The organism is Lacibacter sediminis (assembly GCF_014168535.1).
Classification (GTDB): domain Bacteria; phylum Bacteroidota; class Bacteroidia; order Chitinophagales; family Chitinophagaceae; genus Lacibacter; species Lacibacter sediminis.
The window spans coordinates 2,377,344-2,392,800 of record NZ_CP060007.1 but is presented as its reverse complement, the minus strand read 5'-3'; the positions used below and the strand labels follow the sequence as shown (position 1 = coordinate 2,392,800).

Sequence of the window (15,457 nt, the reverse complement as noted above, 5' to 3'; positions counted from 1 at the left end):
TCGTTCATTAAAAATTTAAATTCAAACCAAAGTTTACACTACGTAAGGATGGATATTGCGCACCACTTACCGCAGCATTGGAATTAGCATCGGAGTTAACAATAGTTGATACTTCCGGGTCCCATCCCTGGAACTTGTGCCATGTGTAAAGATTCTGGCCTTGTACAAACACACGCAAGCCCTGTATCTTCAGTTTTTCTGTTACACTTCTTGGTAGTGAATAAGAAAGCATCACATTACGCAAACGAAGGAAATCTCCTTTTTCCAGGAAACGTGTTGTTTGTCCTTGTGTAGCTTCATCAATACGAGGGAAGTTTGTTTGCTGACCGGGAGTTGTCCATGCAGTTAAACCACTGCGTGCAAAACCTGATGTAGTGTATGCATAATACTCAACATTATAGCGTGCATTGTTATACACATAGTTACCTTGTGAATAAACAAAGAAGGCAGAAAGCTCCAAGCCTTTAAAGTTGAATGTATTTGTAAGACCTCCGTTATGAGGCGCATCGCTTCCTCCTAATACAGTAAGATCATTTGCATCATAATCTTCTGTGATGGTTTTTCCGTCAGCTTTCAGGTATTGTGAATTACCATTGGCAGGATTTACACCTGCATATTGAACGAGATAAAAACTGTTCAAAGGTTTACCCACCTGCAATGCCTGAAAACTCTTGAACAATTGGAAGGTTTGATTATCTGGCAATGATTTGATGGTATTCTTATTGTATGCATAGTTTGCATCAATGATCCATTTAAAATCTTTTGCATTTATCACTTTCACCGAAAGATTTACTTCAATACCCTGGTTCTCCATACTACCATTGTTTGCAAGAATAGTACCGTTACCACCGCTTGTTCCAGGTACAGTAGGTTGGAAATATAAACCTGTTGTTAAGCTGTTATAGTATTCAACAGATGTTCTGATACGGCTTTTAAAGAATTCCATTTCAACACCAACGTTTGCAGTTCTTCTCTTTTCCCAGGTAAGTTCAGAATTCCCAAGACTATTGATACTTAATGTTCCTTGTCCGCCATAAGTACCACGTCCGTATTGTTGTATATATGGGAACTCACCAATACCATTTTGATTACCAACAGCTCCAAAACTTGCTCTTAACTTGAGGTAATTGATCGCATTTACATTAAAGAATTTCTCCTCTGAAATGATCCAACCTGCGCCAACTGAACCATACTGTGTCCAACGATTTGCAGGACTTAAACGTGATGACCCATCTGTTCTTCCGGAAAGTGAAAGGAAGTACTTGTTACGGAAAGAATAATCTGCTGTACCGAAATAAGAAAGCAATGAACTGTTTTCAGGAAAACCACCACCAACTACAGGAATATACCCATTGGCAGCAGTACCTGTAACAAGACCTGCTTCATTATCAAACGGCAGCAATAAACCATAACCTGTAAAATTAAAGCTGCGACCTCTGCGTCTGATATACTCAGTATATAAAGAAGTAGTTAACTCATGATCATCATTTGCGCCAAAGGTTGTTTTATAAGTAAGACTATTGGTGATCGTTGAACGGAAACGACGATCAAGACTTCTTGCCAATGCGCCTTCTCCTGCAAATGCACTTCCGAATGCTGCATTTTGCTGAGCCGATTGTGTGCCATTCTTTGTAATACCAAATGCTTCGGTTTGAGAATAATCACCACCGGCATTTAAGCGATAAGTAAGATTTTTGATCCATGGAATATTGTATTCCACAAACACATTACCTGTTGATTTTAATTGCCAGCTGTTGTCGCCATTTACAACCAATTCTTCAACCGGGTTTAACCAGAACGGGAATTGTACCGAACCGGCATAAGTACCATCATCATTGTACACTTTCTCATAAGGCAATGCCCAGATAACGGTGTTCAACGGTGAACCAATACTTTGATCACCTTCAAATGTTCCTCTGAATTTAGACCAACCGCCGGCTAAGTTTACACCAAACTTAATATTACGTTCTGCGTGTGAAAGATTTAAACGTCCGTTATAACGTTTTAAACCAGTGTTAATGGTTACACCCTCCTGATCGAAATAATTGAACGATGTGTAAAACGTTGTTTTCTCATTACCACCGCTTGCACTTACCTGGTGCGATTGCATTTTGCCATCACGGAAAACAGCATCGTTCCAATCTGTATTTACATTGCGGAATTCAGCAACTTCTGCAGGCGACCAACCCCATGGATTACCTGCAATGTTCATTTCAAAATCAAGTTTCTCCTGCGTGTTCATCAGTTTCAACTTGTTCTCTGGCAATGTTGAAACACCTATCTGACCGTCATAGGCAAAACGGACTTTACCACTTTTACCTTTTTTGGTAGTAACAACGATCACGCCATTTGCACCACGTGAACCATAGATAGCTGTTGATGCAGCATCTTTTAATACAGATACACTTTCAAAATCGCCTTGGTTCATAGTGCTGAAATCACCGGCTCTTACTTCTACCCCATCAACGATATACAATGGATCAACAGAACCATTTACAGATGTACGTCCACGAATGATCACATCCGCATTACGACCGGGTTGACCCGAACCTGTTTTTACATTCAATCCAGGCGCCTGTCCTTGTAAAATCTGATCGAATGATGCAATGGGTTGTGTGCGGATGTCGTCGATCACAACCGTTGAGGCTGAACCAATGTTAGAACGTTTTGAACGTGTGGTGTAACCCGTTACCACCACTTCTTTTAATGCGTTAACCGTAGCGGTTACAGTTACATTCATCACTGCGCCATCAACAGGCACTTCTTTACGTTCAAAAGAAGTACTTGTGAAAATAAGCACATCGCCTTGTTTTGCTTTGATTGAAAAATTTCCTTGTGCGTCAGCAGTGGTGATGGTTTGTGTGCCTTTTACCTGAACAGTAGCAAAAGGTTGCGGCTCTCCTGTTTGTGATGTGATCTTCCCCGTTACTGTTTGTGCCTGCACAAAGGCAACGGAGAACAGACCAATCACAAATGCAAAGAGAACCCGGAGGTTTTCTCTTGTCATGAATGATAAGGTTTTGATGTGATGAATAAATTGATTGATCCTTTCTCTTTGTTAAGATCAATTAAAAGTGTGCGAATAACGTACACTATGAATTAACTGACAACACATATTTATGTGATGCTGCGTTTTAACGTATTTGTTTTGAAGAGTGGCAAAAAAGTCGGGTTGAACGAAACATCAATTGTACGTTTTTTACATAACATCTTTATTTTGCATGTGTTTTGTCATGATAACGTCATCGCTCTTTAGTTGTTTTTTTGTTCTGCTGTTTGAAATGAACAAATTTTTTTTCTACTGAAGCACAACTATATTGCATCCCCTTTTAACAAGTATAACTGAAGAAGAATGACAGAATTTTCATCAAAGATCGCAGGCTTACTGAGCCTGCGTGTGCAGCAGGTCGAGGCCGTGATCGAATTATTGAACGAAGGAGCCACTATTCCGTTTATTGCCCGTTACCGTAAAGACAAAACCGGCAACCTCGATGAGGTGGCTATTCAACAGATACAGGACCAGGCAAAATTTCTGAAAGAGTTTACCGAACGTAAAACCTTTATTGAAAAAACAATTACTGAACAAGGTAAGATGACGGATGCTTTGCAGGCAAAGCTTGATAAAGCAACAACCCTAAATGAACTGGAAGATATTTACCTCCCCTACAAACCCAAACGCAAAACAAAAGCGCAAACTGCAAGAGAAAATGGCTTAGAACCTTTGGCTTTGTTGTTACTTGAGCAAAAGGATATTTCGGTAGCCGAACAGGCTGCTACTTTTATTAATGATAAAGTGGCAACAGCAGATGATGCCTTGCAAGGTGCAAGGGATATTATTTCGGAGATGGTGAATGAAGATGCGAATGTGCGTGCCAAGCTGCGTAAGTTCTTTGAAGATGAAGCGTTGGTGAAGAGCACTGTGATGAAAGACAAAGAAGCCGATGGCGTTAAATTCAAAGACTATTTTGATTTCAGTGAGCCCGTGCATAAAATTCCTTCACATCGAATACTTGCAATTCTCCGTGGATTTACAGAAGGTATTTTAAAGATGAGTATTGAACCTGAAGAAGAACTGGCTATTGAGTTGATCGATGCACAGTATGTAAAAGGCATGAGCGAAAGCACTACGCATGTAAAGAAAGCAATCAAAGATGCTTATAAACGTTTACTGCAACCAAGTCTGGAAACAGAATTCCGTTCGCTGTTAAAACAAAAAGGCGATGAAGAAGCGATTACTGTATTTGCAGAAAACCTTCGCCAATTGTTGTTGAGCAGTCCGCTGGGCAGCAAACGTATTCTTGCACTTGATCCCGGTTACCGCACCGGTTGTAAAGTTGTGTGCTTAGATGAAAAAGGCGAACTGCAAACAACTGATCTCATTTTTATTCATGAGCCTGGTAAACTTTATACTTCTGAAATGACCATCCGTCATTTGGTGAATGCATTCCAGACACAGGTATTTGCCATTGGTGATGGAACTGCAGGAAGAGAAACCGAACAGTTCATTAAAAAATTAAATCTTGGTTTGCCGATTTTTTTGGTGAATGAAGATGGTGCATCTGTTTACAGTGCAAGCGAAGTGGCACGTGAAGAATTCCCTGATAAAGATGTAACGGTACGTGGTGCTGTAAGTATCGGTCGGCGTTTGATGGACCCATTGGCTGAATTAGTAAAGATCGATCCGAAAAGTATTGGCGTTGGACAATACCAGCATGACGTAAACCAGGTGCGTTTAAAAGAACGTCTCGATCAGACAGTAGTGAGTTGTGTAAACCAGGTAGGCGTTAACTTAAATACAGCCAGCAAACATTTGCTAAGCTATGTAAGTGGTATTAATAGCAGCATTGCAGAAAATATTGTGAAGTACAGAAATGAGATCGGCCGCTTCTCATCACGTAAGCAATTATTAAAAGTGCCTCGCCTCGGCGACAAAGCATTTGAACAATGTGCAGGTTTCTTACGCATCACTGATGGAGAAAATGCATTGGATAAAAGCGCCGTACATCCTGAAGCCTATTCTGTGGTTGAACAAATGGCCAATGATTTACAATTGAAAGTGGAAGAACTGATCGGTAATGAAACAACCATCAAACAGATCTCTGCTAAAAAATATGTGAGTGAAACAATTGGTGAATTAACAATTACTGATATCCTGAAAGAATTGGTGAAGCCCGGTCTTGACCCACGTAGTGAAGTACAGGCATTTGAATATGCTAACATATTCAAAATTGAAGAAGTAACGGCAGGCATGGTGATACCGGGTATTGTTACTAACCTTACACGCTTTGGTGCATTCGTTGATATTGGTGTGAAGCAGGATGGATTAGTACACGTATCTGAAATTTCACATGATTACATTACTGATCCTGCAGAAAAATTAAAATTGAATGATAAAGTAATGGTGAAAGTGGTTGAGGTAGATATTCCACGTAAACGGATTGCTTTATCCATCAAACAAACACAGGAAGCACCTGCAAGAGGCACAAGGCTGAATAAAAACCCAAGCGCCAAATTCCAAAAGAAGGAAGAAGATTTAAGCAACCTTAGTGTAAATGATGCTTTGGCGGCTTTGAAGAATAAGTTTAAGAAATAGAAAAAAGTGGTAAGCAAATACATTACCCATTTGATAATCTGTGTTCGTTAGTGCCCATCTGTGGCTAACTCATTCGAATCAAAAAAATTATTTCATCAGTGGTTAAATACAAAAGGGCGCATTGCTAAGCAATGCGCCCTTCTCAGTCCGGCAGGTTATTACAAACGGAAACCGACTGTAAAACTCAGGACTCTATGTTTATTTTTATCATCCGCATTACTGTTAGTGCCCGATTGAATTTTAGCCAATCCCAATCCATAGTTGACAGAGAACATTGCTTTTTCACCTTCAAATCCAATGGTGCCATTTAAACCATAATCGAAACGACGAAGAATGCCATAACCTGCACCTTCTTCTCCAGATGTGGTTGGATCGTCGTTTGAAAAATTAATTTTCTCATTGCTGTCGAACGCAACTCCAAATAACTTACCCTCCACTTTATTGCGCCCCGCAATTCCCATAGCTACATAAGGACCTGCGCCTGCAAAAAACTTTGCTCCATCACCTAATGGTGCTTTCACAACTACATTAACAGGCACTTCCAGATACATTGGGTTTGTAGACTCACGATAGTAACTGGCATCGCTGGTGCTGCCTTGTTGAAATTTTGCTCCTTTTCCTGTAAAAAGGAGACCGGGTTGAATAGAAAGAATATTTTTAATTACCGGAATATCACCTTGTAAACCTACATGGAAACTGGAAAGCATTCGTGCTTCATCAATATTTCCACTTTCAGTAACAGAGATATTCGCCATGTTATAGCCGGCTTTAATAAATACTGAAGAGTTTTGTGCTGACACGCTACTGATCGTTACAGCAAAAAAAGCAAGACAAATAAGTTTGATTTTCATAAACGTAATTTTTTTGATGATTGCCAAACACCATGCCAAACTATTATTACGATTGTTATGGTGACGGATTAAATGCCCTTCTACTTTACGAAATAATACAAAGGCCGGATGCATAGACCCTGAGAAAATACAGCGGTTTAATGCCCCAATAAAAAAACTCCGGCAAATGCCGGAGCTTTTATATAATGGAGTAGAAGTACACTTTAATCAACAGCATTATCAACATATGCTGAAACCCAGCCTACCTGGCCGTTCTTGATGAGGTAAAACTGTTTGGCTTCGTTCACCGATTTAAACTGGCGCATAATACGAAGTAATAAAGCACTACCGGCCATGAGTGAACGCTGATCGAACACACCATGCACACGTTTTATTTCAGTTGAGATTGTTTTTTTATCCCACTTGCCATTCGTGAGCTTACTCATTAAATAGGTTTCTGAAAAAGAAGAATAATTCTCTGTAACACGTTTGTGAAAACGCTCAACATCTTCGTATGTAACGGGCACAACAGGATTATTATTTAATTCAGGGTACAACAATGTTGCTGTTGCCCATGCAATACCACCACTGAATGCAATATGATCACTCACCGGATAACTGCCACTTGTATTAACAGTATAAGCGATCTCCGAATTTTCAGCCCCTGCTGCTACACGTAACAATTGGCGTGTATAATTTTCATGCGACTTATCATCGCCACACATTTTTTCAGTTGCATTGGCTGTGCTCTTGGTGCCCCATGATAATTGAAAGAGATAGAAATAACTATCATTGCCATAAGGAAAGAAGCCACCTTTTGAATTGCCGCTGCCTATGTCAATCAAGAATGTATTGTAACGACGGTTCACCGGCACAATTCCCTGGTGCGATAATTTTGCTTCCTGCTGCACATCCACCACTTCTACTTTCCGTTGCGGTTCATTTACTTTTGAACGAAACTCTTTGATGAGTTTCTCCACCCAGTCTTTTTTATTTTCTTTCTCGGCCTGAATCTTTACACCACTGCTGATAACGGTGAAAACTCTTTTAGATGGAATGTTGAATTTTGTGAGCGCTGTTTGAAACATACCGGCAAAACTGTTGGCCGTTGCATCAAAGGTTGGTTGTGTGAAAGAAATAAAATCGGTATTGAAAGAGGTATCCTTAACAATGGAGAAACTATTACCGGTCTCTTTATTCTTTTTCATTTCAATCACACTCAGCTTAACGCCTTTCGATCCCACTTCAATGCCTGCGTACAGATCAGGAACACTTGTGTATTTGGTTTGGGTGCTGGTTTGAGCAGATGACTGATAACCCCACATTATAACGAGGGACATCAGTAACAAAACTTGCTTCTTCAACATAATGTAGGTTGTGCTTTGGGTAAAAGTAACACAAAGGAACTCTGTTAAACCCAATAATGATGCGCATTTGAACAACTGTGAAAAAAATGTGATTAACAACAACACCTATAAGGTTTGCAGCGCAGCAATTTCAACCCGGCAAACCTTATAGGTGTTGTTAATTGAGACGAAGATTGCCTCTGCCAATCCGCACCCCATTGTGATAGAATTGAACACTGTACATACCCTTATCATAAGCAGGCAGTTTCAGGTTCATGGCAATGCGGCTTGCATCTCCTTTTGCATAGGATAATTTTGTTTTGCGTGTATAAGGAATGCGATCATTGCCTGAAGTAGTTAACATCCCTGATTGCCAGGGATCATCCTGCACCACATCACCTGAAGGATCGATCAAGGCCATGTATACTTCTGTATCGCTAAAGGAAGCTGTTGGATTTTGCACCGTGCAGGCAATGCTGAAATAACCCGTGGCATCTGCATTGGCTGTTACCTGCTCTTTGCCCGATTGCATGGCACGGAAACTGATAGCTGATGCCGTAAACACCGGTTCTTCTGCTATTGGTTTGCTGATAGTCTCCACACGGTTTGTTACCGGAGTAGTTGTATTTTTTATTTCAGTTGAAGTTGTAACAGGCGTTGAAGCTGAAGAAGATAAACGTTGCTGCAACTGTTTGATCTTTTCTTCTGCCCTGCGCAGATCTTCTTTGGTGATATTATTGATGGCGAGGATGGCAGCTATTTCATTGCGTAAACTGTCGATGGCATTACTGGTCGAATCGAGTGGAACAAATGCCGTATCAACAACTGCAACTGAGCGTGATGAATCGATCTGCTGCAACAAGCCGTTGTAGGCAACACGGAGCGAATCATTCACTTTTGTTTGCTCTGCCAACGAATCTTTTACCGGCAGCAACACATCTGTATTGGCATATTTATTTTTATCATAGAGATGATAAACCCATGTGCCGATCAAACAAAGCGAAACGATCACCAGCAGTATGTTCCTTGTATCCTTCATTCCCGTGCAAACTACTCATTAATTACAGTGCTGCGTTGAAACCCTTGCTGGTTGTGGATAAGCTGTGAAATGAAAAATCCCCCGATTGCTCAGGGGATCGATCACACATTGATGGTTTATACTTATTGTGAAATCTTAAATGGTACACTTAATTTTTCCCATTTGATGGTAACACCGTCAGTGGCACCATCGATCTTAAGTGTTTCTGTCATTTCCCCTGCAGCAGGTTTCACTGTTACACGCAAAGCATCATCTGTTGCTTTGTATTGGTATGCGCCCCACTGTTTCCATGTTTTGTTGAAAACGATCACCCACTCATCTTTACCCGGTACTGTAAACAGTCCGTACTTACCGGCAGGCAATGTTTTACCTTCTACTTTAATATCCTTATCGGTTTCAAAAACGGTTGCTTCGTTAGCACCTGTGCGCCACACTTCGCCATAAGGAACCAGTTTGCCCCAGATCTCTCTTCCTTTTACGGAAGGAGCGCTGTAACTGATCTTGATGTTTGCTCCACCTGCTTTAAATTCGGTTGATGCAGGAGGACTAGGTTTCTGATTTTGTGCGCAAGCTGTAAACGCTACGAATAACGTAAAGGCAGACAATAGACTTGTTATACGTTTCATGTTCTTCTGTTTTTTATTAAGGTTTCAAGTTAAAACAAATTCCCAGCAATATTGTTGCCTGATTGACAAATGGCTATTAATCTTATTTTAAATCTGCTTTTTTCTTGTCGTAATAAGCCTTGTCGGCAGCCAGTTTTTGAGCTTCGCTAAGAGAAGCAATATAAATACTGCGACCATGTGTTCCCAGCACAATTTCATTTTCTCTTTCCTGGATAGCAATATCATGAATGGCCACACGTGGCAACTCACTCATCCATGCCTGGCTGCTTGCACCACCATCAAACGATACATATAATCCATGATCAGTTCCAACATACAAAAGGTTCTCCTGCTTCGGATCTTCACGAATCACATTCACCGGTTCTGCAGGCAGATCAGTAAAGATCTGTTTCCAGGTGATGCCATAATCTTCACTTACAAATACCCATGCTGCAAAATGATCGTTACGATAACCATTCAATGTAACATACACCCTGCTCTCTTTGTATTTCGATGCAATGACACGGCTTACATAAAGCCCCTGTACATTCTTGGGTAATTTTGTATGAACAGCACTCCAGCTATAACCACCATCTTTTGTTATATGGATAAAGCCATCATCGCTACCCGTGTAGATCAAACCAAAACGTAAAGGCGATTCACTCATGGTTACCAATGTACCAAAGGGGACATTGCCTTCTTTTCTTCCACCGGTAAGATCGCTGCTGAGATTTACACTGTTTTCACCTTTGTTGAAGCTGCGGTGAAAACGATTGGTACCAAAATAAAATACATCCTGGTTATGTCTTGATAAGAGGATGGGTGACTGCCAGTTAAAACGCAATGGCTTTTCGCCAAGCTCATGTTGCGGACGCACACTTACACGACCGGCAAACGGAGCATTTTTATTAGCACGACTATAAGCACCAAATTGTGAACCTGCATAAACAGTTGTGTTATCTCTTGTATCAACCTGCACCTGCATACCATCGCCGCCACCAATTGATTTAAACGCATAGCTGCCGTTATCATGCCAGTCAACTGTTTCACGGTTGTTGCTTGGGCCAAACCATGTACCGTTATCCTGCAAACCGCCATATACATTGTAAGGTTTTGCATCATCAACCGCAATGGCATAAAACTGACCAAGCGAAGCGGAGTTAGCTTTAAACCAGTTTGCACCATTATCGTAAGTAATATTTATACCGCCATCATTTCCATTGATCATGTGTGAATCTTTTTTGGGATTGATCCACAACGCATGATGATCAGAATGCACATTTCTTCCTTCAATATTTTTAAAGCTCTTTCCTGCATCGGTACTCATCCATGCATTTACACCAAGTATCACTATCTTATCTGCATTTGTTGGCGACACGTAAATTTTTGCGAAGTAATAACCATAGGTGCTGAACACCTGCGGCAATTTATTATTCACCAGTTTCCATGTTTTACCGGCATCATCACTGCGGTATACTTCACATCCTTTGATACCGCTGTTGCTGAAACCATCATCACCGGCATCAAAATAATCCCACATGGCAACAGGTTGAATTTTTCCTGCACGCACCATTTCTTTTACTGATGCTGCTGTATACTTTGCAGGATAGCGTTGCCTGCGCATAAACGTATCCAGCTTTTTATCATCAATGGCCAGAAACTTATCAATGGTCATTGTTTTAAACTGATCGAGCTGAAGAACAGTATCACTCACGAGTTTTTTCTTTGCCGTATCAGGTAATGGATTATAGTTGTCAATAACTGCATAAACGATATTTGGATTTTGGGCAAACACACTCAATCCAATACGGCCGAGTTTCTTTCCTTCTGCAAATCCACTGCCGGGTGCTGTAATGTTGCTCCAGGTATTACCACCATCCATGCTTTTATAAATACCACTTGTAGGGCCGCTTTCTGTAAACGTCCAGCCACGACGGGTACGGTGCCACATCGCTGCATACAATTCATTCGGGTTGTTAGGATTCATTTCCATTTCAACAGCACCTGTGTTATCATCAACAGCTAATGTGAGTTTCCATGTTTTACCGCCATCAATTGTTTTATACACACCACGTTCTTTGTTTGCTGAATATAAATGACCCAGTGCTGCCACCCATGCAGTATTAGGATCGGTTGGATGCAACTGCACCTTACCTATATGATGACTTTCAGGCAAACCAAGGTATTCCCATGTTTTTCCATTATCGCTGCTTTTGTACACACCATTACCTGCGTAAGATGAACGACTGCTGTTTACTTCACCAGTGCCCACCCATATCACACGACTACCATACCATTTTACAGCAATGTCGCCAATGGTCATCACATCTTCGTTATCGAAAATGGGTGTAAAAGATTGTCCGTTGTTTTTGGTATGCCACAAACCACCGCTGGCATAAGCCACATAAAATTCAGTAGGATCTTCAGGGTTCACTTCCACATCATTTACCCTTCCGCTCATGACCGACGGACCGATATTGCGGAACTTTACATCTTTTAACAAAGATTTCTTCTCCATTTCCTTACGCACCTGCATGCCTTTCAGTCTTTCATCGGCAGGGGTTGGCTTAATTTGTGCATTAGTTGTAAGAACAAAGAGCAGAAACGAAAGAACAGGGGTAACTTTGAGCAGGCAATTTTTGAACATTGCGGTCGTTTTGTAATAGAGCATACAGCTTTGGTTTTTTAATCTCATGTTTTGATAGAAGAACTGGCCAACATCAAATGAAAAATAAACAAATGAATCAGCTATTCAACCTTTCAAACTTACGAATACCCGCCTTAACTGTTGTGGCGATGTTCCTTTTTTGGATGAACGGTTCGGCACAATGTAAAGACTATACCATTAGTGTAAAAGGCGATACCTTGAACTGTACCGACATGAAAGACATGAAACAAGGTAAATGGATAGTGCGTTACGAAGAAGTGCGTGGCGAACCCGGCTATGAAGAAGAAGGTGAATTCCGTAATGGGAAAAAAGAAGGTCCATGGCGTGTGTACACACTCATGGGCGATGTGCTGGCCATAGAATATTACCGCTGGGGAAATAAGCACGGCAAACAACAATACTTTAATGCCATGGGCGATATGATACGTGAAGAAAGCTGGCTTGCACAAAATCCGGAGAAACCTACTGAAACTATTGAAGTGTATGATGTAAACGATCCCAAAAAAGTTTACCTCGTAGAAGTAAAGCTGGAAGCTTCTTCAGTTGCACACGGTTTCTGGACCATTTATGAACCGGGTACAGGCAAAGTATTACGTAAAGAAAATTTCATACTCGGCAAGCTTGATGATGGCACAGGTTCAGCAAACGGCATCATCAAAAAAGATCCTAATGATCCTGCCGATGCCAACACAACAAAGAAGGAAACACCCAAAGAAAAAGTAAAACCCAAAGAGATACTCGATTACGAAAAAAAGAATGCCGGCAAGAAAAAGATAAAAGTGAGAACAGGGCAAACGGGGGGATGATAGAAATTTTTAAGTTCTGAGTTTTAAGTTGCCGGACAGTTGGTTTTATCTAGATATTCATTTTTGTATCGACGCCTTGATTTGTGTTTCACAAATCAAGGCGTCGACAATTTTGGCTTGTCCTTAAATAGGTTTTACAAATACCTGCTTATTTTCTTACCGGCGCCGGTGCATGCTCAAAGTGTTTGTACTTGCCCAACAGCTTACCAATAAAACAGGTAACGGGAAGAATCACTTTTTTTACAAACGGCGGTATAATATCTACATCGAATTCTGATTTATAACGGGTGATGAGATAAGCGCCATCAAATGCTTCGGGCTGTGCTTTGCCCGATTTGTTTTGCGCTTCAAAAATGGAAGTAAGATAAAACACAATGTTATGGGCAGGATAGATCCATCCCCTGCAATGCAATTCTTCTTCGCCTGCATTCCAAAACCGGTGCGCTACTCCACGTTTAAACAGCACTGTTTCTCCTTCGCCGGCAAATTGTTCAGTGCCGCCTTTTACCATATAACCGATACGTCCTTTTACAACAGTAAGACTTTCATCCTGCAACCAATGTGTATGCATGATGGGACCAAAACCCGGATCTACAAAATTCTCAACGATCAGTTTATCTCCTTCCTCTCCTTTTTCGGCTGATAGGAATACAAGTTTTTCACCCAGTACATTTTCAATGGCATGTGGCAAGATGTAGTTCATGATGTTTTATTTTTCATCAAAACTATTTTGCTTTCAAACAATGTGAAACAACAGGATGCATGTAATGGCAGAAACAGTGAATCAAATGTGGAGATTGAGTTATGAGTACCGTGAAAGCAATAAATGATCAGTGATGAGAAGACTTCACCATTAACAATTATCTCTTCGGTGCCGGATAAGGAACAAAATCATTTTCCTCTCCTTTTATTTTATCAAATTTCTGTGCGATCCATTTTTGTTTTGCTTCTTCAATGAGTGCTTTATCGGATGATACAAAGTTCCAATCAATAAAACGTTCTTCAGGAAAAGTTTCGCCTCCAAAAATATAAATGCTGCTGCCTGCTCTAATGGTAAACTCGCATAGCTTGCTGTCTTTTGCAATCAGTAATTGTTTTGGGGCAAACACATTGTCTTCGCTTTCGATACTCCCTTCAAGAATATACAAACCCGATTCGCCATACAACTCGCTTCCTAACTTCACGGTTTGTGTAGTGTCAGCTTTGATCTCGATCAAATACAATTTACTGTAAACGGGCACAGGCGATTTTCTGCCGCATGCTTCACCGGCAATTAATTTATACTGCAACCCATCTTCTTCCCAGGCAGGTATCTGTTCTTTTTCAATGTGAAAAAATTCAGGTTCCATTTGCTCGAGCTCTTTCGGCAAAGCCACCCATATCTGCAAGCCATGCATTGATTTACTTGAATGTCGCAGGTATTCAGGTGTACGTTCTGAATGAACAATTCCTTTGCCGGCCGTCATCCAGTTCACCGCACCTGGTTTAATTTCCACTTCTGTACCAATGGTATCACGGTGCATCATGCTTCCTTCAAATAAAAACGTGAGTGTACTAAGTCCGATGTGCGGATGCGCAAACACATCAACGTTCTCACGCTCGTTCATTTGTACCGGACCCATATGATCGATATAAATAAACGGGCCCACCATTCTTTTTTGACGGAACGGAAGCAACCTGCCCACCATAAACTTTCCAATGTTAACTGCACGTTCTTCGATAATGAGATTGATGTTTGACATATGAATAAAATTATTTTGCCTCAAAGGCGCTGGCTATGGCACAAAGAAAACACATTAACGGCAGTTTATTTATTTCTGCGTTAATGACTTTGCGCCTGAATGCTGTTTATTGCAGCTGTTTGCAGTACGTTGTTAATGTTTTGCTGCTAACACAGGAGGCGTTGGCTGAACCGAATTATTCTCAACAGGCTTAACTGTTCTCAGGTAAGCAAATATTGCTTTCAGCTCATCATCTGTCATATGTTTAACGGGCATCATAGACATGGGTGGCATCAATGACCGTGATCCCGGAATTCCTTTACTGATACTGTTCCTGATAGCATAAACAAATTGCCGCTCGGTCCAATTGCCGGTTCCTGTTTCGTGTGGCGTAAGATTAGCTGAATAAGAAATTCCCCATGGACCTATCCAGGCGGTAAAATCAGCGGTAACCACCAGCCCTTTACTTTCCGTTTGCTTCCTGTCAACATCCGGTGCAGGCAAACTGGCAGGGTGACCCGATAACATCAAGCTGCTGTCATCAACCGGCCCTTGGGGTGTCATAATCTTTGGTGTATGACAATCATTGCAACCGGCAATGGTAACGAGATGCTCCCCCCATTTTTCCTTTGTTTCATAACCTCCGAATTTGTTTTTTTCTGATCCTGTGGCAGACTCACCCACTGTTTGGGATTGTTCGTTATCAGCGCATTTACTAAACGAAATGGTAATGAATACCAAGCCCATGATAAGCGATAAATATGACTTACGCATAATCGTTGGTTTTATTGTAAATAAATAATTGTATCAGCAAGCCAGGGATGGAATAATGTAATACGAAGTTTGTTC

Annotated in this window: 11 protein-coding genes; 2 read left to right on the top strand and 9 right to left on the bottom strand. The window is 41.0% G+C overall.

What is annotated here, in order from left to right:
• Positions 1–7 precede the first annotated feature (7 nt).
• Positions 8–3,007, bottom strand: a complete 3,000-nt coding sequence (locus H4075_RS10205; protein WP_182806409.1) for a SusC/RagA family TonB-linked outer membrane protein — start codon at positions 3,005–3,007, stop codon at positions 8–10.
• 345 nt (positions 3,008–3,352) lie between these two features.
• Between H4075_RS10205 and H4075_RS10200 the strand changes: the two genes are divergently transcribed.
• Complete coding sequence (locus H4075_RS10200; protein WP_182806408.1) at positions 3,353–5,593, top strand: Tex family protein; 2,241 nt, start codon at positions 3,353–3,355, stop codon at positions 5,591–5,593.
• Positions 5,594–5,751: 158 nt separating this feature from the next.
• On the opposite strand, the gene H4075_RS10195 is transcribed toward H4075_RS10200, so the two are convergent.
• From H4075_RS10195 to H4075_RS10175, 5 genes are all read right to left on the bottom strand, one after another.
• On the bottom strand, positions 5,752–6,444 hold the full coding sequence (locus H4075_RS10195; protein WP_182806407.1) for a porin family protein: 693 nt from the start codon (positions 6,442–6,444) through the stop codon (positions 5,752–5,754).
• Between the two features lie 203 nt (positions 6,445–6,647).
• Positions 6,648–7,790 (bottom strand): hypothetical protein, encoded by a 1,143-nt coding sequence (locus tag H4075_RS10190; RefSeq protein WP_182806406.1) that lies wholly within the window; start codon positions 7,788–7,790, stop codon positions 6,648–6,650.
• Positions 7,791–7,947: 157 nt separating this feature from the next.
• Positions 7,948–8,808, bottom strand: a complete 861-nt coding sequence (locus H4075_RS10185) for a hypothetical protein (RefSeq protein ID WP_182806405.1) — start codon at positions 8,806–8,808, stop codon at positions 7,948–7,950.
• Positions 8,809–8,930: 122 nt separating this feature from the next.
• Positions 8,931–9,434 (bottom strand): DUF2911 domain-containing protein, encoded by a 504-nt coding sequence (locus H4075_RS10180; RefSeq protein ID WP_182806404.1) that lies wholly within the window; start codon positions 9,432–9,434, stop codon positions 8,931–8,933.
• An 82-nt stretch (positions 9,435–9,516) separates the two neighbouring features.
• Positions 9,517–12,060 (bottom strand): VPS10 domain-containing protein, encoded by a 2,544-nt coding sequence (locus tag H4075_RS10175; protein ID WP_182806403.1) that lies wholly within the window; start codon positions 12,058–12,060, stop codon positions 9,517–9,519.
• Positions 12,061–12,152: 92 nt separating this feature from the next.
• Between H4075_RS10175 and H4075_RS10170 the strand changes: the two genes are divergently transcribed.
• Positions 12,153–12,887, top strand: coding sequence for a toxin-antitoxin system YwqK family antitoxin (locus tag H4075_RS10170; RefSeq protein WP_182806402.1), 735 nt, complete (start codon positions 12,153–12,155; stop codon positions 12,885–12,887).
• Positions 12,888–13,035: 148 nt separating this feature from the next.
• Here H4075_RS10170 and H4075_RS10165 read toward each other — a convergent pair whose 3' ends face one another.
• The 3 genes from H4075_RS10165 to H4075_RS10155 form a co-directional block, all read right to left on the bottom strand.
• Positions 13,036–13,590, bottom strand: a complete 555-nt coding sequence (locus H4075_RS10165; RefSeq protein ID WP_182806401.1) for a cupin domain-containing protein — start codon at positions 13,588–13,590, stop codon at positions 13,036–13,038.
• A 157-nt stretch (positions 13,591–13,747) separates the two neighbouring features.
• Positions 13,748–14,629 (bottom strand): pirin family protein, encoded by an 882-nt coding sequence (locus H4075_RS10160; RefSeq protein WP_182806400.1) that lies wholly within the window; start codon positions 14,627–14,629, stop codon positions 13,748–13,750.
• A 132-nt stretch (positions 14,630–14,761) separates the two neighbouring features.
• Positions 14,762–15,382, bottom strand: coding sequence for a c-type cytochrome (locus H4075_RS10155; RefSeq protein WP_182806399.1), 621 nt, complete (start codon positions 15,380–15,382; stop codon positions 14,762–14,764).
• Positions 15,383–15,457: the final 75 nt, after the last annotated feature.